Annotated in this window: 18 protein-coding genes; 3 read left to right on the top strand and 15 right to left on the bottom strand. The window is 71.5% G+C overall.

Annotated elements, in window-relative coordinates; translation table 11 throughout:
- Positions 1–44: 44 nt before the first annotated feature.
- The 13 genes from ACIBKY_RS30075 to ACIBKY_RS30015 all read right to left on the bottom strand — a co-directional run bounded on the left by ACIBKY_RS30075 (position 45) and on the right by ACIBKY_RS30015 (position 18,313).
- A complete protein-coding gene (locus ACIBKY_RS30075; protein WP_397101710.1) occupies positions 45–3,893 on the bottom strand; it encodes an endo-alpha-N-acetylgalactosaminidase family protein in 3,849 nt (1,282 codons plus the stop codon).
- A gap of 56 nt (positions 3,894–3,949) precedes the next feature.
- Complete coding sequence (locus ACIBKY_RS30070) at positions 3,950–4,765, bottom strand: AraC family transcriptional regulator (protein ID WP_397102158.1); 816 nt, start codon at positions 4,763–4,765, stop codon at positions 3,950–3,952.
- A 40-nt stretch (positions 4,766–4,805) separates the two neighbouring features.
- Complete coding sequence (locus ACIBKY_RS30065) at positions 4,806–8,672, bottom strand: endo-alpha-N-acetylgalactosaminidase family protein (protein WP_397101708.1); 3,867 nt, start codon at positions 8,670–8,672, stop codon at positions 4,806–4,808.
- 178 nt (positions 8,673–8,850) lie between these two features.
- Positions 8,851–9,651, bottom strand: a complete 801-nt coding sequence (gene trpA / locus ACIBKY_RS30060; protein WP_397101706.1) for a tryptophan synthase subunit alpha — start codon at positions 9,649–9,651, stop codon at positions 8,851–8,853.
- Between the two features lie 11 nt (positions 9,652–9,662).
- A complete protein-coding gene (gene trpB / locus ACIBKY_RS30055; protein WP_379624113.1) occupies positions 9,663–10,868 on the bottom strand; it encodes a tryptophan synthase subunit beta in 1,206 nt (401 codons plus the stop codon).
- 38 nt (positions 10,869–10,906) lie between these two features.
- Positions 10,907–11,725, bottom strand: coding sequence for an indole-3-glycerol phosphate synthase TrpC (gene trpC, locus ACIBKY_RS30050; RefSeq protein WP_397101704.1), 819 nt, complete (start codon positions 11,723–11,725; stop codon positions 10,907–10,909).
- 121 nt (positions 11,726–11,846) lie between these two features.
- On the bottom strand, positions 11,847–12,296 hold the full coding sequence (locus ACIBKY_RS30045) for a DUF2752 domain-containing protein (protein WP_184960825.1): 450 nt from the start codon (positions 12,294–12,296) through the stop codon (positions 11,847–11,849).
- 17 nt (positions 12,297–12,313) lie between these two features.
- On the bottom strand, positions 12,314–12,829 hold the full coding sequence (locus ACIBKY_RS30040) for a CD225/dispanin family protein (protein ID WP_379624081.1): 516 nt from the start codon (positions 12,827–12,829) through the stop codon (positions 12,314–12,316).
- 123 nt (positions 12,830–12,952) lie between these two features.
- Positions 12,953–13,705: a DUF4190 domain-containing protein gene (locus ACIBKY_RS30035; RefSeq protein WP_397101702.1), complete on the bottom strand. Its 753-nt coding sequence runs from the start codon at positions 13,703–13,705 to the stop codon at positions 12,953–12,955.
- A 90-nt stretch (positions 13,706–13,795) separates the two neighbouring features.
- Entirely contained in the window at positions 13,796–14,353 is a 558-nt protein-coding gene (locus tag ACIBKY_RS30030) for a Trp biosynthesis-associated membrane protein (RefSeq protein ID WP_397101700.1), read from the bottom strand.
- Entirely contained in the window at positions 14,350–14,688 is a 339-nt protein-coding gene (hisI, locus tag ACIBKY_RS30025) for a phosphoribosyl-AMP cyclohydrolase (protein ID WP_397101698.1), read from the bottom strand. The genes ACIBKY_RS30030 and hisI overlap by 4 nt, the downstream gene beginning before the upstream one ends.
- A gap of 74 nt (positions 14,689–14,762) precedes the next feature.
- Positions 14,763–16,532: an ABC transporter ATP-binding protein gene (locus tag ACIBKY_RS30020; RefSeq protein ID WP_397101696.1), complete on the bottom strand. Its 1,770-nt coding sequence runs from the start codon at positions 16,530–16,532 to the stop codon at positions 14,763–14,765.
- Entirely contained in the window at positions 16,532–18,313 is a 1,782-nt protein-coding gene (locus ACIBKY_RS30015) for an ABC transporter ATP-binding protein (protein ID WP_397102156.1), read from the bottom strand. Before ACIBKY_RS30015 ends, ACIBKY_RS30020 begins: the two co-directional genes overlap by 1 nt.
- A 116-nt stretch (positions 18,314–18,429) precedes the next feature.
- On the opposite strand from ACIBKY_RS30015, the gene ACIBKY_RS30010 reads away from it, so the two are divergent.
- A complete protein-coding gene (locus tag ACIBKY_RS30010) occupies positions 18,430–19,059 on the top strand; it encodes a TIGR03085 family metal-binding protein (protein WP_397101694.1) in 630 nt (209 codons plus the stop codon).
- Positions 19,060–19,128: 69 nt separating this feature from the next.
- Here the strand turns inward: ACIBKY_RS30010 and ACIBKY_RS30005 are convergent, their stop codons facing one another.
- Complete coding sequence (locus ACIBKY_RS30005) at positions 19,129–19,767, bottom strand: MerR family transcriptional regulator (RefSeq protein WP_397102154.1); 639 nt, start codon at positions 19,765–19,767, stop codon at positions 19,129–19,131.
- 411 nt (positions 19,768–20,178) lie between these two features.
- Between ACIBKY_RS30005 and ACIBKY_RS30000 the strand changes: the two genes are divergently transcribed.
- Both ACIBKY_RS30000 and ACIBKY_RS29995 read left to right on the top strand, forming a co-directional pair.
- Complete coding sequence (locus ACIBKY_RS30000; protein WP_184960810.1) at positions 20,179–20,340, top strand: hypothetical protein; 162 nt, start codon at positions 20,179–20,181, stop codon at positions 20,338–20,340.
- A gap of 61 nt (positions 20,341–20,401) precedes the next feature.
- Entirely contained in the window at positions 20,402–21,760 is a 1,359-nt protein-coding gene (locus ACIBKY_RS29995) for a glutamine synthetase family protein (protein WP_397101692.1), read from the top strand.
- 56 nt (positions 21,761–21,816) lie between these two features.
- On the opposite strand, the gene ACIBKY_RS29990 is transcribed toward ACIBKY_RS29995, so the two are convergent.
- Complete coding sequence (locus tag ACIBKY_RS29990) at positions 21,817–22,131, bottom strand: nuclear transport factor 2 family protein (RefSeq protein WP_397101690.1); 315 nt, start codon at positions 22,129–22,131, stop codon at positions 21,817–21,819.
- Positions 22,132–22,133: the final 2 nt, after the last annotated feature.

Here is a 22,133-nt window from a genome sequence, read left to right as displayed (position 1 = left end):
CCGATCACGGGCTGGATAAGCGTCGGCTAAGGCAAAATCCTTCCTCATCCGCACCGGAACAGGGCATCGCCCCAGTCCGCGTGGTCGTTGCCGATCCCGTCGCCGCCGTCGCCGGCGACGAGTTCCACGAACCGCGCGCCACGCACGTCGGCGCTCAGCTCGTGGGCCGGATCCGGCCCGCGCAGGACCGGCGTCCCGGCCTTGACCACCCCGTCGGCCAGCACGGTGTAGCTCACCGAGCCGCGCGGGGCGGCCTGCGAGTCGTCCACGCCGACGACGGCGGTGAAGGTGGCGCACCGCCCGCCCAGGTAGTAGCGGATCTTCGCGGGCGCGTGCGTCCCGAGACCCTTGGCGAAGACCCGGCCGCCGACGGTGAGCGGCGAGCCGTCGCCCTGGGCCCTGTCGCCGTTGGACTGGTCACGCTCGACCGGCCCCCAGCCGTTGTCGGCAGCCACCCACTCCAGGTCACTGGCGTGGACGTCGGCCGTGGGCGGCGGCGGGAGCGTCCTGACGACCGCGAGGCCCGCCACGCTCTTGCCCGCGTACGCGGCGACCGCCTTCAGCTCGTAGCTGTCGTGGGCGGCGCCGGCGGGCGGGGTGACCTTCCACACAGTGGTGAGCGCCGCGCCCGGCTCGACGTCGCCGCGCCCCTCCCCTTCGACCTTCCAGCCGGGCGGCGCGGTGAGGCGTACCTCGACGCCGCGGGCGGCCGCGTCCTCCAGGTTGGTGAAGACGGTGGTGACCTCGTTGGCGACGCCCTGCTCCACGCTCGGTGAGGCCGGCCTGACCTCCAGCGTGGCGCAGGCGGCGGGCCCGGCGACGGGTCCGAGGTCCCTGACGGCGAAGTCGTCGAGGATGAAGTCGGCGCCCGGCTGCTCGGCCCGCAGTGACCGCAGGCCGACCCAGGCGTCGCCGCATCCGGCGACCACCCGTTCGGTGAAGCGGGTGGTGGAGCGCTGCTCGGGGATCGCGGTATGCCGGGTCTCGACGCTTCTGCCGCCCTTGTCATAGCCGGTCACCCAGGTGTAGGCGTCGGCCAGGGCGTTCTGATAGGCGAAGGAGACCTCGTAGGCGTGGCCGTTCACGAACCGGGCGGTCTGCGGGACCGTCCGGTAGACCAGGCCCTGCCGTTCCTCGTGCACCTTCAGCGACCAGTCTCCGGCCAGCACGTCGTCGACCGCCTTGCCGTTCCACCCCTTCTGCGTGTACGGCTCGCGCCGCTGCGCCAGGTGGGTGCGGGCGTCGAAGGAGCCGCCCGCGTCGCCCTTGACGAACGGCCCCCAGCCCGCCTCCGGCGCCTCGAAGCCGTCCTGCCCCGTGGTCGCGACCACGCGGGCGTCGTCCACCCGTACGGCCCCTTCCCCGTCCGCCGCCGCGATCCTCAGCGTGACCGGACCGGCGGGGGCGGTGAAGCGCACGCGCACGCGCTGGAAGTAGGTGCCGTGCTTCTCGTCGGAGGCGATGTGGTTCTTGGCCGTAGACCTGTCCAGCCGGACCTTCTGCCCGCCGATCTCCAGGGTGACGGCGCGGGTGCGGCCCGGTTCGATCTCCACGAACGCCTCGGCGGCGTAGCGGCGGCCGGGACGCAGGCCGGTGACGCGCTGCTCCAGCGCGGCCGGCGCGCCGCCGCCGAGGTGGGCGTGGCGCTGGCCGAGGTCGTTGACGCGCAGGCTCACCGGGCCCGTCGTGGTCCAGGCGCGCTCGCCGTTGAAGCCCGGGTCGCGCAGTCCGCTGCCCTCGCCCCACCCGGGTTCGGGCTGTCCGGGCGGATCGCCGGGATACAGCACGTACGGCACGCCGGGCTCGGCGGTGATCGTGATCCTGCCGCCGGACGGGGTGAGCGTGCCCTCGGCGACCCGGCCCCGCGGGGTGAGCCGGTAGATCTTCATCGGCCGGTCGGCCGCCCAGGTGGTCGGGCCGCCGGCCGGGTTGTAGTGGTAGGACCTGCCCTCCCACGGCAGCAGGTAGGCGGTTCCGTCGAGGACCTTGCGGTCGCCGGCGAACAGTTCGCGCCTGCCGTTGGTGAGGGTGCCGCGGACGCCGTTCTCGAAGAGGATCTCCCCGTCCGCCCACTTCGTGATCGGCTGCCGCTGCAGGAACTTGACCGGCAGGTTGTGCTCCCAGATGTTGCGGTAGAAGGCGTTCCAGTTGTTCTCGGCCGTCCAGCCCTCGAACTCGACGATGCGGGCGTTGCCGAGGATGGGGTGGGCGTTCCAGACGTCCTTCTGGTGGTTGCGGATGAAGCGGATGATCTGGGAGTTCAGGCCTTTGTTGGTGACGCCGCCGTAGTTGAGGTCGTTGGCCCAGTGGGCCCACAGGGACGAGCGTTCCAGCTTGTCCGACCACTCCGTGGTCACCTGCCAGCCCTGGCGGCGCAGTTCGGCCAGCGTGCGGTCGGCGACCCAGCCGAACGGCCGGAAGACGTCCACGTACAGGACCGACAGGTTGCGGCCGGTCTCCTCGCGCAGCCGCCTGAAGCGCTCGGCGAGGGTGCCCGCGGTCAGGTCGCGGCGCTGGTCGATGCGGTAGGACTGGTCGAGCCAGTTCCAGCCTTTGACGTTCTTGTCCACCAGCGTCTCGCTGAACGTCATCGCCTCCGGATAGGACTCGGTGGCGTTGACGTGGACGCCGAAGTCGGCGTTCCATCGCCTGCCTGACTTCAGCAGGGTGTTGAGGTCCTTGAGGCCGCCGGCGCGGGTGTTGTAGTTGCCGCCGTAGTCCGGGTGGGCGGAGTCGTGGCCCTCCGACTGGTAGCCCTTCAGGAGGGCGAGCTGGCCCAGTCCGTCGGTGGCCAGCGCGATGCGTTTGACGTCGTCCAGCGTGCGCAGGAACGGGTGGGTCGCCTGGCTGCCGAAGTTGAACGGGATGTGGGTCACCACGCGTCCGCTCGTCTCGCCGGCGCCGGGCGGGGTGACGGCGATCTCGCGGAAGGCGATCGCGCCGTCCTGCCAGTCGAGCGTGCCGTCACCGTTGGCGTCCGGCGTCACGACCACCTTCGCCCACGGCAGTTCCTCCGTGAACGGCGCGCCCGCCGCCCGATAGGTCCACTGACCGCTCCACACACCCACCCGGACCACTCCGTCGGCACCCTCGCGCGCCTGGTGCCACAGGCGGGCGGCGTCCTTGTCGGTGGCGCCGGCGGGCTGGTCGTGGACGGAGTTGGTCTCGACGGCGGCGGCCAGCCGGTCGGTGTTGACGATCCCGTAGGTCGCCCCGACCGGTTCCGCCTCCGGCTCCGTGACCTTCGCGAACACGTCGGCGGTCCGCGTCGCGTTCGGATCCAGCCGGGTGAACGCCGTCGCCGCACCCGCCTGGTCACTGGCCACCGACACCAGGTCGTGGCCGGGCAGGTCGATCGTGCCCACGCGGAAGGCCGGGGTGTCGCGCACGGCCTCGACGGCGAAGGTCGCCACGCGCCGTTTCACGCTGATCGCCGCGTCGAGCTCGACGCCGCCCAGGCCGGCGAAGGTCAGCCGGTAGCGGGCGGACTTCCCGTCCGTGCCGGTGAGGGCCACCGTGACCGGGTACGGCCGGCCGTTCAGGACGACGGCGGGCCGAGCCGTACCGCCGCCCAGCCGTGCCCCGCTCGCGCGGTCGACATAGCCGAGCACGCGCGGAAAGCCCGGATCGACCTCGACGGCGAGCTCGCCGGAGGAGAGCGTCAGGGGCCGTGCGACCTGTACGGGGCTGGGCGGGATGCGCTGAACGTCCGGCTGCGGCGCGCCGGTCGCGGGCTCCTCCGGCGAGGGCAGCTCATGGCTCGGTGGGGCGGGCGGCGATTCGGGGGCCGGGGCGAGCGGGGTCGTGGGCGGGTCGGACGGAGCGGAGTGGGCCGGGGCGGCCATGGCGAGGGACAGCACGGCGGCGAGCGGCCCTGATAACCAGCGACGCAAGGGATCTCCTCCTCCTGGAACCCCTATTGTCCTCTGATTTGACAAAAAGTCCTGACTTAACCGAAACGTTGGGCGCGAAATTCGCTCGGCGGCATCCCCGTCCGGCGGGTGAACAACCGGGTGAAGTACGCCGGATCGTCATACCCCACCCGCCGCGCGACCGCCGCCACCGGCAGGTCGGTCCCGGCCAGCAGATCCTTGGCCTGGTTGAGCCGGACCGTCAGCACGTAGTCCTTGGGACTGCACCCGGTCAGCCGCCGTACCCGCCGCCGCAGCTCGGCCAGCGGCAGCCCCAGCCGCCTGGCGTGCTCGGCCACCGGGATCGGCAGGCAGGCGTCCCTCGCGAGCGTCTCCAGCACGCCGTCCGGCCCCTCGTCCACGCGGGCGTGCCGCAGCGCCACCAGCACCTCGTGCACCACCGCCGACGTCTCCACCTCCAGGTACGGGCTGCCGCGCCGGCAGGCCTGGACGATGCGCCCGATGGCGCGGGCGGCCGGCTCGGACGTGGTCAGCGGCGTCACCGGCCGCCCGTCGCCCAGGAACCCCAGCTCGGTGTAGGTGGCCACCGCGGAGCCGGTGAAGTCGACGAACCACTCGGTCCAGCCGGGCGGATGCGGCGCGTAGTGGTGCCGGACGCCGGGACGCAGCCACAGCACGGCGGGCGCGGCCACCTCCACGGGCGCGCCGCCCGCCTCGGCGAACCAGCCGCCGCCCTCGGTCACCACGACCGCCACGTGGTTCTGCATGGTGCGCGGGCCCACGGTCGGCAGCGCGCCGTCCTGGTGACCGACGCCCAGGCAGACCAGGCCGAGCCCGCGATGGGCCGGGCCGGGCGTGAGGTAGTGCATCCACTGCCGGTACGGCTGCGCCATCCTCACGCCCTCCTCCACGCCGGGAGGGGATCCTAGCGGTTCACCCGCAGGTGAACTGGGCCCCTCCCCAGTCGCCGTGGTCATTGCCGTTGCCGTCGCCGCCGTCGTCCACGACCAGGTCCACGTACCGGGCCCCGGCCAGGTCGGCGCGCAGTTCGTGGGCGGCGTCGGCGGCGCGCAGCACCGGGCTCTGCGCCTTGACCGCCCCGTCGGCCAGCACGGTGAACCGCACCGACCCCCGCGTGGGCTGCGCGTCGTCCACGCCCGCGGCGGCGGTGAAGCCGGTGCAGCGTCCGCCCAGGTAGTAGCGGATTCTGCTGGGCGCGTGGACGCCCAGGCCCTTGGCGTAGGCGACGCCGCCGATGGTCAGTGGCCGGCCGTCGCCCTCGCCCTGCTCTCCGTTGGACTGGTCCCGCTCGGCCGGGCCCCAGCCGTTGTCGGCGCTGACCCAGTCGTGGTCACTGGCCCACGCCGTCCCTGAAGGCGGCGGTGGCAGCGTCCGCACGCTGACGGCCGCCTCGACCCGCTTGCCGCCGTAGACGGCGCTCGCCCTGAGGTCGTAGGCCCGGTAGGGGGCGTCGACCGGCGGCGTCACCTTCCACGTCGTGGTGAGCGCGGCGCCGGGCTGCACGGTCCCGGTTCCCTGCCCGGCGACCTGCCACCCATCCGGTACGGCCAGCGTCACGCTCACCCCGGCCGGTACGTCCTCAAGGTTGGTGAAGACGGTCGTCACGTCGTTGGCCACCCCCGGCTCCAGCGTGGCCGTACCGGGCCGGACCTCCAGCGAGGCGCAGGCGGCGGGCTCGGCGACGGGTCCGAGGTCCTTGACCGCGAAGTCGTCGAGGATGAAGTCGGCCCCTGCCTGCTCGGGCCGCAGTGACCGCAGGCCGGCCCAGACCTCGCCGCACCCGGCCACCACCCGTTCGGTGAAGCGGGTGGTCGAGCGCTGCTCGGGGATCGGGGTGCGCCGGGTCTCGACGCTTCTGCCGCCCTTGTCGTAGCCGGTCACCCACGCGTACGTGCCCGGCTGGGCGTTCTGGTAGGCGAAGGAGACCTCGTAGGCGTGGCCGTTCACGAACCGGGCGGTCTGCGGGACCGTCCGGTAGACCAGGCCCTGCCGTTCCTCGTGCACCTTCAGCGACTCTTCGCCGCCGATCACGTCGTCCACGGTCTTGCCGTTCCATCCGGCCTGCGTGAACGGGGCGTGCTTCTGGGCGATGTGGGTGCGGGGGTCGGTGCTGCCACCCGCGTCGCCCTTCACGAACGGTCCCCAGCCCTGGTCGACGTTCTCGAAGTCCTCGACCGGGCCGGGCTTGGCGGTCGTGACCAGGCGGACGTCGTCCACGCGGACCGCGCCGTCACCACCGCCCGCGCCGAGGCGGAGCTTGGCGTGGCTCCCGGTCGCGGTGAAGACGACCCTGACGCGCTGGAAGTAGGTGCCGTGCTTCTCGTCGGCCGCGACGTTGTTCCTGGCCGTGGACCTGTCCAGCCGGACCTTCTGCCCGCCGATCTCCAGGGTGGTCTCGCGGGTCTTGCCCGGTTCGACCTCGATCCAGGCCGAGGCGCTGTAGGTGCGGCCGGGGGTGAGGCCCCTGAGGTTCTGCCCGATCGCGGCGGGCTGACCGGCGGCCAGCAGCGCGACCCGCTGCCCCTTGGCGTTCTTCTCGATCGAGACCTGGCCGGTGCGCTCCCACGCGCGCAGGGTGTCGTCGTTGAAGCCGGGGTCGGCGACGCCGGAGCGCTCGCCCCACTCGGGTGTGTCCTGCTGGGGCGCCTTGCCGGGATACAGCACGTACGGCACGCCGGGCTCGGCGGTGATCGTGATCTTGCCGCCGGACGGGGTGAGCGTGCCCGCGGGGACGCGGCCCTGGTCGGTCAGCTTGTACAGGCGCATCGGCCGGTCGGCGTCCCAGGTGGTCGGGCCGCCCGCGGGGTTGTAGTGGTAGGACCTGCCCTCCCAGGGCAGCAGGTAGGTGGTGCCGTCCAGGATCTTGCGGTCGCCGAGGAACAGCTCACGCCTGCCGTTCGCGGCCGTTCCGGTCACGCCCCGGCCGAAGACGATCTGGTCGGCGTTCCAGTCGAGGATCGGGTAGTGCTGCAGGAACTTGGCCGGAAGGTTGTGCTCCCAGATGTTGCGGGTGAAGGCGTTCCAGTCGGCCTCGCCGGTCCAGCCCTCGAACTCCTCGATCCTGGCGTTGCCGAGGATCGGGTGGGCGTTCCAGACGTCCTTCTCGTGGTTGCGGATGAAGCGGATGATCTGGGAGTTGAGGCCCTTGTTGGTGGCGCCGCCGTAGCTCATGTCCGTGGCCCAGTGCGACCACAGCGAGGCGCGCTCCAGCTTGTCCGACCACTCCGTGGTCACCTGCCAGCCCTGGCGGCGCAGTTCGGCCAGCGTGCGGTCGGCGGTCCAGCCGTGGCTGTAGTACACGTCGACGTAGAGCAGCGCGAGGTCGCGGCCGGTCTCCTCGCGCAGTCGCCTGAACCGTTCGGCGAGGTCGCCGGTGGTCAGGTCGGTGCGCTGGTCGATGTAGTACGACTGGTCGAGCCAGTTCCAGCCCTTGGCGTCCTTGTTCACCAGCGTCTCGCTGAACGTCTTCGCCACCGGGTAGGCCTCCGTGGCGTTGACGTGCACGCCGAAGTCGGCGTTCCACCGCCTGCCGGTCTTCAGCAGCGTGTTCAGGTTCTTGAGGCCGCCCGCGCGCTTGTTGTAGTTGCCGCCGTAGTCCGGGTGCGCCGAGTCGTGGCCCTCGGACTGGTAGCCCTTCAGGATCGCCAGCTGGCCCAGTCCGTCGGTGGCCAGCGCGATCCGCTTGACGTCGTCCAGCGTGCGCAGGAACGGGTGCGTCGCCTGGCTGGCGAAGTTGAACGGGATGTGGATCGCCACCCGGTCCTTGGTCTGGTCGGCGCCCCGCGCCTTGACGCCGATGTCGCGGAAGGCGATCGCGCCGTCCTGCCAGTCGAGCGTGCCGTCACCGTTGGCGTCCGGCGTCACGACCACCTTCGCCCACGGCAGTTCCTCCGTGAACGGCGCGCCCGCCGCCCGGTAAGTCCACTGGCCACTCCACACACCCACCCGTACCACGCCGTCGGCGCCCTTGCGCGCCTGGTGCCAGAAGCGGGCGCGGTCCACGTCCGTGGGGCCGGAGGGGCGGTCGTAGGTGGAGTTCGACTCGATCGCCGCGGCCAGCCGGTCGGTGTTGACGATCCCGTAGGTCGCCCCGACCGGCTGCGCCTCGGCCGCCGTCTGCGCCGTCACCTTCGCGAACACGTCGGCGGTCCGCGTCGCGTTCGGATCCAGCCGGGTGAACGCCGTCGCCGCACCCGCCTGGTCACTGGCCACCGACACCAGGTCGTGGCCGGGCAGGTCGATCGTCCCGACCCGGAAGGCGGCCGTGTCGGTCACCTTGTCGATCCTGAACGTCGTGGTCCGCCCCCGCACCCCCACCGACGCCTCCAGCGCCACGCCGCCCAGCGCGGCGAAGGTCAGCCGGTAGCGGGCGCTCTTCCCGTCCGTGCCGGTGAGCGTCCCTGTCACGGGGTACGGCGTGCCGTTCAGGACCACGACCGGGGCGGTGGTGCTGCCGCCCAGGGTGGCCCCGCCAGCCCGATCGGTGTAGCCGAGCACCCGGGGGAAGGCCGGGTCCAGGGAGACCGACAGCTCCCGCGAGGAGATCGTCACCGGATCCGCGACGGCCGCCGCCTCTTCGATCGGCACCACGGGGCCGGACGGCGCCTCGGATGTGGACGAGGTCGCGGGCGGCGTGATGGGCGGCGTCGTGGGCGGCAGGCGGACGTCCGGTGGTGCGGCGGTCTCCGCCGACGGGTGCGTCGGGGTGGCCTGGGCGGGGGTGGTGGTGAGGGTGGCGAGCGCGAGGAGCCCGGCTAACGCGGCGGATCGTCGGCGCATGTGCGTCCTTTCGTGCGAAGGGTCCGTGCCGCCACCCTGGCGCGATCACCGGACCGCTTCTATGGACAAACCATGCGCCTTGTTGCACTTTTGCGTCCTTGCTCCGATGAATGCACGCACAAACGAAAAGCGCGGCTCCAGGGAAACCCTGGGTGGCCGCGCTTCGCCGTACCGGAGATCAGGCGTGGGAGCGGACCCCCGCGGCCATGTCGCGGGCCAGTTCGGCGCAGGCGGCGCGGCCCGCGGCCTCGTCGGGCGCGTCGAGCAGGCGGCGGATGAAGGCGGAGCCGACGATGACGCCGTCGGCGTAGGCGGCCACCTCGGCCGCCTGCGCGCCGGTGCCGACGCCCAGGCCCACGCAGACGGGCAGGTCGGTGTGCGCGCGGGTGCGCTCGACCAGGCCTTCCGCGGCCACGTTCACGCTCTCGCGGGCGCCTGTGACGCCCATGAGCGAGGCGGCGTAGACGAAGCCGGTGCAGCACTCGACCACGGCCTTGATGCGCTCCTCCGTGGAACTGGGCGCCACCAGGAAGACGGTGTCGATGCCCGCCGCCGCGGAGGCCTCGCGCCACGGCCCGGACTCCTCGGGCGTGAGGTCGGGCGTGATCGTGCCCACCCCGCCCGCACCGGCCAGGTCGCGGGCGAAACGCTCGGCGCCGTAGCGGTCGATCGGGTTCCAGTAGGTCATGACGAGCGTGGCGGCGCCGGTGGCGGCCACCCCCTCGACCGTGCGGAACACGTCGGCGATGCGGGTGCCGTTGGTCAGCGAGCGGTGCACCGCGTCCTGGATGGTGGGACCGTCCATGAGCGGGTCGGAGTACGGCAGGCCGATCTCGATGACGTCGCATCCCGCCTCGACCAGGGCCGCGGCGGCGGCGATGGCGCCGTCCTTGGACGGGAACCCCGCGGGCAGATAGCCGACGAGCGCCGCCCGGTTGTCCGCCTTGGCCTTGGCGAACACCGTCTGAAGAGTGGTCATGATCGTGAACCCTAGAGGTTGAAGTACTTCATGGCGGTGCCCATGTCCTTGTCGCCGCGCCCGGAGAGGTTGACCAGGATGGTCGCCTCCGGGCCCAGCTCACGGCCGAGCTTGAGCGCTCCGGCGAGCGCGTGGGAGGACTCGATCGCCGGGATGATGCCCTCGGTCCTGGCCAGCAGCGAGAACGCCTCCATGGCCTCGGCGTCGGTGATGCCGTGGTAGGTGGCGCGGCCGCTGTCCTTCAGCCAGGCGTGCTCCGGGCCGACACCCGGGTAGTCGAGACCGGCGGAGATCGAGTGGGACTCGATCGTCTGGCCCTCGTCGTCCTGCAGCACGTAGGTGCGCGAGCCGTGCAGGACGCCGACCGAGCCGGCGGTCAGGGTGAGCGCGTGCTCGCCGCTGGCCAGGCCGTGGCCGCCCGCCTCGTAGCCGTGCAGCGCGACGTCCTTGTCGCCGATGAAGGCGTGGAAGATGCCGATGGCGTTGCTGCCGCCGCCGACGGCGGCGCAGACGGCGTCCGGCAGCGCGCCGGTCAGCTCCAGCATCTGGCGGCGCGCCTCCACGCCGATGATGCGGGCGAAGTCGCGCACGATCTCGGGGAAGGGGTGCGGGCCCGCGACGGTGCCGAAGAGGTAGTGGGTGGTGTCGACGTTCGTGACCCAGTCGCGGAAGGCCTCGTTGATGGCGTCCTTCAGCGTCTGCGAGCCGTTGGTCACCGGGATCACGGTGGCGCCGAGCAGCTTCATCCTGGCCACGTTGAGCGCCTGGCGCTCGCAGTCGACGGCGCCCATGTAGATGACGCACTCCAGGCCGAGCAGGGCCGCGGCGGTGGCGGTGGCCACGCCGTGCTGACCCGCTCCGGTCTCGGCGATGACCCGCTTCTTGCCCAGGCGCTTGGTGAGCAGCGCCTGGCCCAGCACGTTGTTGATCTTGTGGGCGCCGGTGTGGGTCAGGTCCTCGCGCTTGAGGATGATCCGGGCGCCGCCGGCCTGCTCTCCGAAGCGCGGGACCTCGGTCAGCGTGGTGGGGCGGCCCGCGTACGTGCGCAGCAGGTGGTCGAACTCGCGCAGGAACCCCACGTCGTTCTTGGCCGTCTCGTAGACCGAGGCCACCTCGTCGAGCGCCGGGATGAGCGCCTCGGGCACGTAGCGGCCGCCGAAGATGCCGAACTTGCCGTGCACGTCGGGGTCGTCGCCGTAGGCGCCGTTGCCGGCCAGGTCGGCGGCCGTGAGGATGGAGCCGTCTTGTGCCACTGCTATCCCTCTGATCCGTGGTCGGGGCGCGTCGCTGGGTGGGCGCCGGCGGTCACGAGCGCCTCCACGGCCTTGCGCGGGTCCTTGCCGGTGACCAGGCTCTCACCCACGAGGACGGCATCGGCGCCGCCGCGCGCGTAGGCGAGCAGGTCGTGCGGGCCGCGTACCCCGGATTCGGCGATCTTGATGATGTCGTCGGGGATCATCGGCGCGATCTTGCTGAAGACGTCGCGGTCGACCTCCAGCGTCTTCAGGTCGCGGGCGTTGATCCCGATGATCTTGGCCCCGGCCGCGATCGCGCGCTCGGTCTCCTCCACGGTGTGGACCTCGACCAGCGGCGCGAGCCCGATCGACTCCGCCCGCTCGATCAGCGACACCAGCGCCTCCTGCTCCAGGGAGACGACCATGAGCAGCGCCAGGTCGGCGCCGTAGGCCCTGGCCTCCCACAGCTGGTAGGCGGTGAGGATGAAGTCTTTGCGCAGGATCGGGATGTCGACCCGGGCGCGCACGGCGGCCAGGTCGTCGAGGCTGCCGCCGAAGCGGCGCTGCTCGGTCAGCACGCTGATGACGTGCGCGCCGCCCGCTTCGTAGTCGGCGGCGAGCGCGGCCGGGTCGGCGATCGCGGCCAGCGCGCCCTTGGACGGGCTTGACCGCTTGACCTCGGCGATCACCGACACCCGGTCGCCACCCAGTGCCGCATGGGCGTCTCTGGGGGTGGGAGCCCGCCCTGCCCGTTCCTTGAGCTCGTCAAGCGACACGGCCTGCTGTCGTGTGGCCAGGTCCGCTCGCACCCCGTCGAGGATGTCGTCGAGCACACTCACGCGCTGGGGTCCCTCCGGTCGGCAGTGTTGGGGGCGGCTGAGAGTTCGCTTCGCGTCCGCTCCCGGCCTGCTCTTGCGATGGTATCGGCCCGGTCGCGCTCACCTCACCATCGGGGCCCGACTACGGAGCCAAAAATGCCCCAAACGGAAGATTTCGCACGACCCAATACACGATCACGACCGCGAGGAAGGCCCAGATGTAGCCGGGATGGGCGAGGGTCGTCCGCCGGGGTGAGCCCTTCCACGACCGCACCAGCCACCGGCCCCACCAGAACAGCAGGAACGGCACGACCGCGACGGCGAGCGGGTTGAGCCCCAGCGCGGCCACCGGGTCGAGGTGGGCCAGCGCGTGGATGGTCCGCAGCGTCCCGCAGCCGGGACAGAACAGCCCCGTGCCGAACGCCTGCTCCGTCAGCCACAGGAACGGGCAGGTCGGATAGTGCCCCGGCTCGTTCGGGTCGACCGCGCCGACGAAGGCGAAGACCGCCGCCGTGCCCGCGGCGACGCCGAGCGGCGGGAGCACGGCCTTCCAACGGTCCGCGGCCCGCCGCTCGAGGTTCGCAACGCTCATGAGGTCAAGTATCGCCTTTAGTACGACGAGTAGCTGCTGGACACGGCGGCCGCGATGATCACGAAGTAGATGATCAGGCCGATGATGAGCAGCACGTAGTAGATGATGCCGCCGATCAGCGAGCGCTTCCACCAGGTCTTCGCCTCCTCGGAGGCCAGCATCGCGCCCTGGTAGTCACCCGCCTGCCACTTGGAGTTGACCTGCGACGACTTCACGATCGAGACGATGCCCAGAGGAAGGCAGCAGAAGATCGTGGTCAGGATCGCGGCCACCAGGTGGTTGTCCGGCGGCGTCTGGCCACCGCCGTAGCCGCCGGGCTGGCCGTAGCCGCCGCCGCTCGGGGGTTGCTGGCCATAACCTCCGCCGCCGGGCGGCTGCTCGCCGTAGCCCCCGCCGCTCGGAGGCTGCGCGCCGTAGCCTCCGCCGGGAGGCTGCTGGCCATAGCCGCCGCCGCTCGGCGGCTGCTGGCCGTATCCCCCACCGGGGGGCTGGGCACCGTAACCGCCGCTGCCGCCCTGGTTTCCGTAGCTCATGACTGGAGACTCCTCGTGTGGTGCTTGTGGCGAGTTGCCCGCCGCAGCATAGCGACCTACCACGCCCCACATGGGGAATTATCCGTCATAAGGATGATTTGTGACCTGACCGCAAGGAGGGTGTCAGTAGCCCGTGCCGGCCGCGCTCGCCAGCCCGAACATCGCCAGGATGAAGCCGCCGAACACCAGCCAGCCGATCACCCACGCCACGATCGTCAGGTAGGAGGTGATCAGTCCGGCCACCGCCAGACCGTGCCCCTCACCGCCGTTGCGCTTCACCTGGGCCAGCGCGACGTGGCCGCAGATCGCGCCCGGGATGCTGGTCAGGCCGCACAGGAACAGGCCGACGATGCCGAGGATCAGCGAGGTGATGGCCATGGCGTTCGTCTGGGCCGGAGGCTTGGCGTAGGCGGCGGGCTGGCCGTAGGCGGGCTGCGCGTAGACGGGCTGCTGGGCGTAGGCCTCCTGGGCCTGGCCGTAGCCGCCGGAGGACTGGCCGTAGCCGTAGCCGGGCTGTTGCTGCGCGTAGGGATCCGGCTGGCCGTAACCGCCGCTGCCTGGCTGGGGCTGGCCGTAACCACCCCCACTGCCGGGCTGCTGGCCGTAACCGCCACCGCTGCCGGGCTGCTGGCCGTACCCGCCGCCACTGCCCGGCTGCTGCTCGTAGCCGCCACCGCTGCCCGGCTGCTGGCCGTAGCCACCGCCGCTGCCCGGCTGCTGGCCGTAGCCACCGCCGCTACCGGGCTGCTGGCCGTAACCGCCACCGCTGCCGGGCTGCTGCTCGTAGCCGCCGCCGTTTCCCGGCTGCTGGCCGTATCCCCCGCCGGGCGGCTGCGCGCCGTAACCGCCGCTGCCGTCCTGGTTGCCGTAGGTCATGCTGCCGCGCCCTTCGTCATCGTGGCCCCTTGCACGGAAGCGTAGGTCAGGAACCTCGATCAACACCGAAAGCCACCGATATTTCGGGACTCAGCTCGTGGGATCGTCGCCTCTGTCCAGAGCGTCCCACATCGAACGGTCGTCCGCAGGCCGCTCCCCCGCCGGCCGGCGGTCGTAGCGGGCCGGCATGGCCGTCCAGCGCCCGCCGCGTACCACCGCCATCACGCCCCCCACCAGCACCAGCGCCGCGCCGACGCCCGCCACCACCGGCCAGGGCATCTCGGTCGTGTACGCCGGATCCGTCACCCCGTGAAGCGCCGGGACATTCCTGGCCCATCCGGCGACCGACCCCGGCGACAGCGCCGAGAACGTGATCCATCCGAGGCCCGCGCCGCACAACGCCAGCAGCGCGCCCACCACGCGGCGCGTCACACCCTTGGTCGCCAGCACCGCCACCACACCGGCCAGCGCCGCCAGCCCCACCGCGGTCAGGCCGCCGCTCAGGTCGCCGCCCGTCCCGGCGGCGGTGACCCCGCCCGTTCCCGTGGCCGTTCCCGTGGCGCGCACCCAGACGCGGCCCGCCGCCAGCAGCACCAGCAGGCAGCCCGCCGCGGTGGCCGCCGCCCAGACCCACGTCTCCCTGTTCACGGCAGCAGCGCGTCCGCGTCGAAGCAGGTACGGTCGCCCGTGTGGCAGGCGGCGCCCACCTGGTCCACCTTGAGCAGGACCGTGTCACCGTCGCAGTCGAGCGCCACCGCCTTCACGTGCTGGACGTGGCCGGAGGTGTTCCCCTTCACCCAGTACTCCTTGCGGCTGCGCGACCAGTAGGTGGCGCGGCCGGTGGTGAGCGTGCGATGCAGCGCCTCGTCGTCCATCCAGGCGAGCATGAGCACCTCGCCGGAGTCGTACTGCTGGACGATCGCGGGCACCAGCCCGTCGGGGCCGCGCTTGAGCCGCGCGGCGATGTCGGGTTCCAGGGACATGCCGCCATTCAACCAGCCCCGCCTCCTGCTTCTTCCCCCGCTCCCCACCTCCCGCGCCGGGCCGTGGCCCCGGGTCAGGAGTGGGCGGCGGAGATCCAGGAGGCGTGGAGTCCGGCGTACACGCCCTCCTCCCGCACCAGGTCGTCGTGCGCCCCCCTCTGCACCAGCCGGCCACCGTCGAACACCAGCACCTCGTCCGCGTTCTCCGCCGTGGACAGCCGGTGGGCGATGGAGATGGCCGTGCGGCCCCTGGTGACGCCTTCCAGGGCGCGGGCCAGCCGTACCTCGGTGGCGGGGTCGACGGCGGAGGTGGCCTCGTCGAGCAGGAGGAGGTCGGGGTCGGCGAGATAGGCGCGGGCGAGGGCGACGAGCTGGCGTTCGCCTGCCGACAGCGACTCGCCGCGCTGCCCGACGGGGGTGTCGAGGGCGGCGGGCAGGCCGTCCACCCAGTCGGCCAGGCCGAGCTCGGTCAGCGCGAGGGAGATCTCGGCGTCGGTCGCGGACGGCCGGCCGTACCGGATGTTGTCGGCGAGGGTGCCGTCGAACAGGAAGCCGTCCTGCGGCACCATCACGATGCGCTCGCGCAGCGACGAGAAGCGGATGTCGCGCAGGTCGTGCCCGTCGATGGTGACGCGGCCCGCGGCGGGGTCCATGAGGCGGGTCAGGAGTTTGGCGAACGTCGTCTTGCCCGAGCCGGTCTCCCCCACGATCGCCACGCGCGAGCGCGGCGGGATCTCGACGGTGACCTCTCGCAGGACGGGCTCGCCGCCGGGGTAGGCGAAGTGCACGTCCTCGAACCTGACGGAGATGGGGCCGCGGGGCAGTTCGGCGCCCTTGTCGCCCGGGTCGGCCACGTCGGGCGGGGTGTCGAGGACGCCGAGGATGCGCCGCCAGCCGGCGACGGCGTTCTGGGCCTCGTTGAGCACTTCGGTGGCGATCTGGAGCGGTGAGACGAACAGGGTGACGAGGAACAGGAAGGCGACGAGCTTGCCGGCCGAGATGCCGCCGGACAGGCCGAGCTGGACGCCGAGCAGGACGATCCCGGCGATGGCCAGGGCGGCGACGATCTCCGTCAGCGGGAAGACGAAGCCGACGATCGTCTGGGCCCTGATCTGGGCGGAGCGGTTGGCGTCCACGCTGGTGTCGACGCGTTCGGCGGTGCGGTTCTCGGCGGCGTGGGCGCGGATCACGGCGGCGCCGACCACGGACTCGCTGACGGCGGCGAGCATGTCGCCGGTGCGTTCGCGCACCACGGTGTACGCGCGCGACAGCAGCCGCTGGAACCGCGGCAGGGCGATCATCAGCGGGATGAAGCAGATCCACACCAGGAGGGTGAGCTGCCAGGAGTAGATGAACATGAGCACCGTGGCCACGAGCAGCTGCCCGAGCGCCACGATGATCATCAGGCCGCCCCATTGCATGAAGGTGCTGATCTGGTCGACGTCGTTGGTGACGCGGGAGACCAGGGCGCCGCGGCGTTCGGTGTTCTGGGTGAGAACCGACAGGTCGTGCACGTGCCGGAACCCGCGTACGCGCAGCGTCGCCAGGGAGGACTCGGTGGACTTGTAGAGCCGGACGTTCATCAGGTATCCGGCCAGGGCCGTCAGGATGACCGCGACGGCGCAGAGCGCCACCGCCCCGAAGATGTACGACAGGTCGGGCTTGCCGCCCTTGAGGCCGGTGTCGATCGTCTGCTGCACCGCGATCGGCACGATGATCTTGCCGACGGTGGCGACGACGGCCAGGGCCATCGTGCCGATCAGGCCGTTGCGGAACTCGGGGGTCAGCGACAGACCCCGCCGTACCGTGGCCAGCGCCGAGCGCTCCACTCCCCGCAGAGCCATCAGGCGCTCACCCCTTCTTGTTCGCCGGCCTCGATCGCCGCACGCTCGGACTCCTCGCGCTCGTAGGCGGTCACGAGGTTGCGGTATCCCTCGCTGCGGGCCAGGAGCTCCTCATGGGTGCCCCGGTCCCCGACACGGCCGCGCTCCAGGAAGACCACCTCGTCGGCCAGGGCGATCGTGGCCATCCGGTAGGCGACCACGACGGTGGTGGAGGATTCGGCGGAATCGCGCAGGCCGTACAGGATCTTGGCCTCGACCTGCGGGTCCACGCTGGAGGTCGCGTCGTCGAGTATCAGCAGGCGCGGCCCGCGCACGATCGCGCGGGCCAGCGCGATCCGCTGGCGCTGGCCGCCGGAAAGGGTGGTGCCGCGCTCGCCGACGCGGGTGTCCAGGCCGTCGGCCAGCCGCGCGACGAAGCCGTCCGCCTGCGCCAGCCGCAGCGCCGCCCACACCTCCTCGTCGGTGACCTCCAGGCCGAGCGCGACGTTGCCGCGCACGGTGTCGTCGAACAGGAACGTCTGCTGCGGCACCAGCGCCGCCGAGCGGGCGATCGCGCCGTACGCGAGCTCGCGCAGGTCCTCGCCGTCGAGCCTGACCGCGCCGTCGCGCGGGTCCACCAGCCGCACCAGGAGCTGGGTGAGCGTGGACTTGCCCGACCCGGTGGGTCCCACCAGTGCCACGGTACGGCCGGCCGCCACGTCGAAGCTCACCCCGTGCAGCACCTCGCTGTCGCCGTAGGCATAGGAGACGTCGTCGACCTGGAGGGAGGCGGGCCGCGTGCCGGTGGGTTCGGCGGAGCCGTACTCCATGGAGCCGCTCGCGTCGAGCACGGCCTGCACCCGCGTCCAGCCGACCACGCTGCGGGGCAGTTCCGCCAGCACCCAGCCGAGCGCCCTGATCGGGAAGGACAGCAGCGTGAACAGGTAGGCCACCTGCACCAGCTCACCCGAGTTGATCGAGCCGGACGACAGCCGCATGGCGCCCACGGCCAGCACGGCGAGCACGCCGAGGGTGGGCAGCGCCTCCAGCATGGGGTCGAACAGGCCGCGCACCCGCCCGACCGCGATGTTGGCGTCGCGCAGTTCGTGCGCGCGCCGCTGGAAGCGCTCGGTCTCCAGCGCCTCGCGGCCGAGCGTCTTGACGACGAGCGCGCCGTCGAAGCTCTCGTGCGCGATCTCGCTGACCTCGGCGCGCAGTTGCTGGGCGCGGGTGGCGAGCGGGCTGAGCTTGCGCTGATAAATCAGATTCAGTACGGCTATCGCCGGAAAAATCAGGAATCCGACCAGCGCCAGGGCCGGGTCGGTGAACACCATGGCGATCGCGGCCGTGAACAGCATGACGATCACGCCCACCGCCATCGGCAGCGGGGCCAGCGGCGCCCAGGCCGCCTCGGCGTCGGCGCTGGCGTTCGACAGCAGCTGGCCGGTGGGGTGCTGGTGGTGCCAGGACAGCGGCAGCCGCAGGTACTGCTTGGTGACGTCGCGGCGCGAGCGCGCCTGCATGCGGTACTGGACGACACCGGCGAAGATGCGCCGGCCCGCCACGCCGATCGCCTTGAGCAACGCGGTGCCCATGATCAGCAGGGTGGCCGACCAGAGCACCCCCGCGGTGATGTCGCCCTGCTCGAAGGCGGGCAGGACGGCGTTCTCCGTCGCCCAGCCCAGGGCCCACGCCGAGGCCACGGTCATGCCGCCGTACAGGCCGCTGGCCAGGACGGCGATCGCGAACACCGCCTTCTCCGTGCGGACGGCCACCCCAAGGACGCCCAGTCCTTGACGCATCACGGCCGAGGTGACCTTGCTCGCCACTCGGGGGGATTCCTTCCCAACGGGGATATTTCTACATAGTGACTATCACGGCTGATCACCCCGTTATTCCCACAGGTAGGCTGGGCCTCGTGACTCACGCCCGTGCCGAACGCTCCGCGATCTGCGATCTGCTCGACCAGACCGGCCCTGACGCGCCCACCCTGTGCACCGGGTGGACGACCTACGACCTGGCCGCGCACCTGGTTCTGCGGGAACGCCGCCCGGACGCGGCGGCCGGCATCGCGCTCAGGCCGCTGGCCGGATACACGGCCTCGGTGCAGAACGGGCTGAAGGCCAAGCATCCCTTCCCCGAACTGGTCGGGATGGTCCGCAAGCCCGGCGGCTTCTACGGGCTGCTGCCGTTTCTGGACGAGACGGTCAACACGCTGGAGTTCTTCGTCCACCACGAGGACATCAGGCGGGCCCGGCCCGGGTGGGAGCCGCGCCCGCTGCCCGACGACTTCGAGCGGCTGATCTGGAAGCGGCTGGCCGTGGGGGCCCGCCTCATGCTGCGCAAGTCGCCCGTGGGCGTGGTCCTGCACCGGCTGGGCGGAGGCGTCGCGCTGGGCGGCGCGCAGGAAGGGCCCAAGGTCGAGGTGACCGGCCGGGCGGGCGATCTGCTGCTGTTCTGCTTCGGCCGCCAGCAGCACGCCCGCGTTGACCTCACCGGCGACGAGGACGCCGTGGCCCGCCTCCTCAACGCCTCACTCGGCGTCTAGGAGTCCGGCGCCTGAGTCCAGCGCCTGCGAGTCCGGCGTCTGGGAGTGCGGCGTCTGGGAATCCGGCGTCTAGGAATCCGGCGTCTGGGAGTCCGGGGCGCGCTTGGACGACATGTGCTCCTGGGCCACTCTGCGCAGGGCGCCCACGATGGCGTCGCCCAGGCGGGTGCCGAGTGCGACGATCTCGACCGCCTGCTCGCGGTCCTCGACGTCGCCCATCACCCGCATGTCCACCTCGGCGATGCGCTCGGCGGCGTCGGCGTAGTCGCCGAGCGCGGTCACCATCTCCCGGCGGCCGAGTTCGTCCAGCGCGGCCAGCACGCCGACCAGGGTGCCGATGGCGGGATTGCGGCCGGCGTCCTGCCACCCCTTGCGCTCCAGCAACTCGGTCACGACCCGCTCCGCCTTTTCGCGGTGCGGTCCCGGCCGGGGGCTGTCGTGGGTGGTGACGGTCTTCTGTGCCTCCCCCATCAGCTCGAACAGGGCGACGCGCGGGTTGTCGAGGTGGCCGGTGAGGTCGCGGATGGCGGCGATGCCGAGGCCACCGTACTCGACGAGCGCGCGCACCAGGCGTAGCCGCTTCACGTGCGCCGGCCCGTACTCGGCCTGGTTGCGGCCGATCGGGCGACCGGGCTCCAGCAGCCCCTCCCGCAGGTAGTACTTGATCGTCGGCACGGAAACCCCGGTCGTCTCGCTCAGCTCTGCCATCCGCACGTCTCAATCCTCACTCTTGCCAGTGTTGGATAGCTTAGCTATAGATAGTGGAGATTGCTACTATCCATTCACTGTCTGCACCCACCCTGTGGGTCACCATCGCCGTACTCCTGCCGGCCAACCTCGCCGCCGTCGCCGTCCTGCTCGGCCGCCTCGCCGACCGGCCGCTCGCCCGGGCGATCGGCGCCGGCCTGATCGTCTCCCCATCGCCCTGTCCCTCTACCTGGGACTCCGTCTCACGACTCGGAATTACGGCGTGGCAGGCGCACCCCGGGGCGACAAAGCCCGTACCATGACGTAGGAAAGACGCCCCCCGGTTATGATCAAGAACATCTTCACAGAAGATGCCAGTGATCGCCCAGATCCGGGTATATACGGCTGGGAATGGACTGCAGGAGGCCCCCCATGCAGGTCAAGAAGGTGGTCACATACGTCGCGGTGGCGTTCGTGATCTTCTACTTGTTCACCCGGCCGGCCCAAGCCGCCGCCGCCGTGAACGGCGTGTTCGACGGAATCGTCAATGGAGCGAACCAACTGGCCGTGTTCTTTACCAACGTTCTGAACTGAGGAACGTCTTCGTCTGCGGAAGTCGCTTCCTTGAGCTGCCGGTTCGTGCTACGCAGACAGGATGGAAGATCGTCAGAGCGTCACCAGGGTCCATCAGCCTGATCCCGCCGTCAACCGCATCCTGGAACGCGCGGAGATCGATGGGATCGAGCTGATCCGGTTCCTCTACGCCGACCACGGCGGTGTCATTCGTGGCAAGGCGGCGTCGCGGTCACTGCTGGCCGAACGGCTGGAGACGGGGATCGGGCACACGGTGGCCATGATGGCGATGAACATGCTCGACCAGCTCCAGGAGGTCGAGCAGCTGGGACCCGTCGGCGAGGTCAGGCTCGTGCCTGACCCCGCGACCTTCGTGCCGCTCCCTTACGCGCCCGGCGCCGCCGCGATGATGGCGGACCTGCGCCAGTCCGACGGCAGTCCGTGGGACGCCTGCCCGCGCACCTTTCTCAAGGACGCCGTGGCCACCCTCGGCCGCGCGGGCTACACGCTGGTGGCCGCCTTCGAGCCGGAGTTCACGCTCGGCCACCGCCGGCCCGGCCCCAGCGGCGAACCCGACCGGCTCGTCCCCCTCGACGACACGCTCTGCTACGCCGCCACCGGCTTCGACACCGCCCACGACTACACGATGACCCTGGTCCACGCCCTCGAGAAGCAGGGGCTCCAGGTCGAGCACTACCACCCGGAACTCGGCCCCGGCCAGCAGGAGCTGTCTATACGCCACGCTCCCGCCCTTCGCGCGGCCGACAACCACGTCATCTACCGCGAGACCGTGCGGGGCGTGGCCGTCCGCATGGGCATGTGGGCCTCGCTGGCCCCCAAACCCCTGGCCGAACAAGCCGGAAACGGCGCCCACCTGCACCTGTCGCTGTGGCGCGAGGGCCGCAACCTCTTCGCCGACGACGACGTGCGCGGCTGGTTCGTCGGCGGCCTGCTCGCCCACTTGCCCGCCCTGACCGCGCTCACGTGCGGCAGCGTCAACAGCTTCCGCCGCCTGGGCCCGCGCATGTGGTCCAGCGGCTACGCCGTCCACGGCCCGGACAACCGCGAGGCGGCGGTCCGCGTGTGCTCCCCGCTGGGCTCCGGCGGCGAGATCAACCTGGAGCTCAAGCCCTCGGACTCCTCGGCCAATCCGTACCTGTCGCTGGGCGCGGTCATCCACGCCGGGCTGGACGGCATCCGCCGTGAGCTCGACCCGGGCGAGCCGGTCACCGTGGATCCCGACACCGAGCCGGGCCGGTATCCGCGCCTGCCCGCCTCGCTGACCGAGGCGCTGGACGCGCTGGAGGCCGACGAGGTGCTGATGGCCGCCCTGGGTGAACTGCGCGCCCGCGCGTACCTGGCGGTCAAGCGCTCGGAGGCGGCGGCGTTCAGCGAACAGGACGCCGCCTTCGAGCTCTACAACCACATGCGGGCCTTCTAGGCCCGCACGCGCCTGCAGCCGAGCCACACACGGGCCTCGAAACCCGCACGCGCTCTCTAGGCCTGACCGGTCTCGAAGCGCTGGATCTTCGAACCGTCCGGGGTGAGGACGAAGCGCCAGCGGGTCTTCATCTCGCCCCACGTGTCGTTGCGGAACCGGGCGAGCATCGACAGCCCGTCCGGCTCCTGCGACTCCACGGCGAAACGGCCGCCGGCCGAGAAGATCTCCCGCTCGGTCCACTGGCCCAGGTCGCGGTCGGAGCCGTCGTCGGACATGGTGGCGTCCGGGGCCAGAAGTGCCTCGAACGCCGCCTTGTCGCCTTCGTTGATGGCGGCGACGAACGCCGCCACCACCGGATTGTTAGCGGTCATAC

Origin of the sequence: Nonomuraea sp. NPDC050394, assembly GCF_044459065.1 — a bacterium.
In the GTDB taxonomy this organism is placed as follows: domain Bacteria; phylum Actinomycetota; class Actinomycetes; order Streptosporangiales; family Streptosporangiaceae; genus Nonomuraea.
This window is presented reverse-complemented; position numbering and strand designations above follow the sequence as displayed.

What these genes read in the sequence shown, in the direction of transcription:
- ACIBKY_RS30000 (WP_184960810.1), top strand. Translation starts at nt 20,179, where the DNA reads ATGCAGGTCAAGAAGGTGGTCACATACGTCGCGGTGGCGTTCGTGATC.
- ACIBKY_RS29990 (WP_397101690.1), bottom strand. Translation starts at nt 22,131, where the DNA reads ATGACCGCTAACAATCCGGTGGTGGCGGCGTTCGTCGCCGCCATCAAC.
- ACIBKY_RS30020 (WP_397101696.1), bottom strand. Translation starts at nt 16,532, where the DNA reads ATGGCTCTGCGGGGAGTGGAGCGCTCGGCGCTGGCCACGGTACGGCGG.
- ACIBKY_RS30065 (WP_397101708.1), bottom strand. Translation starts at nt 8,672, where the DNA reads ATGCGCCGACGATCCGCCGCGTTAGCCGGGCTCCTCGCGCTCGCCACC.
- ACIBKY_RS30040 (WP_379624081.1), bottom strand. Translation starts at nt 12,829, where the DNA reads ATGAGCTACGGAAACCAGGGCGGCAGCGGCGGTTACGGTGCCCAGCCC.
- trpA (WP_397101706.1), bottom strand. Translation starts at nt 9,651, where the DNA reads ATGACCACTCTTCAGACGGTGTTCGCCAAGGCCAAGGCGGACAACCGG.
- ACIBKY_RS30035 (WP_397101702.1), bottom strand. Translation starts at nt 13,705, where the DNA reads ATGACCTACGGCAACCAGGACGGCAGCGGCGGTTACGGCGCGCAGCCG.
- ACIBKY_RS30070 (WP_397102158.1), bottom strand. Translation starts at nt 4,765, where the DNA reads ATGGCGCAGCCGTACCGGCAGTGGATGCACTACCTCACGCCCGGCCCG.
- ACIBKY_RS30015 (WP_397102156.1), bottom strand. Translation starts at nt 18,313, where the DNA reads ATGCGTCAAGGACTGGGCGTCCTTGGGGTGGCCGTCCGCACGGAGAAG.
- hisI (WP_397101698.1), bottom strand. Translation starts at nt 14,688, where the DNA reads ATGTCCCTGGAACCCGACATCGCCGCGCGGCTCAAGCGCGGCCCCGAC.
- ACIBKY_RS30005 (WP_397102154.1), bottom strand. Translation starts at nt 19,767, where the DNA reads ATGGCAGAGCTGAGCGAGACGACCGGGGTTTCCGTGCCGACGATCAAG.
- ACIBKY_RS29995 (WP_397101692.1), top strand. Translation starts at nt 20,402, where the DNA reads ATGGAAGATCGTCAGAGCGTCACCAGGGTCCATCAGCCTGATCCCGCC.
- ACIBKY_RS30045 (WP_184960825.1), bottom strand. Translation starts at nt 12,296, where the DNA reads ATGAGCGTTGCGAACCTCGAGCGGCGGGCCGCGGACCGTTGGAAGGCC.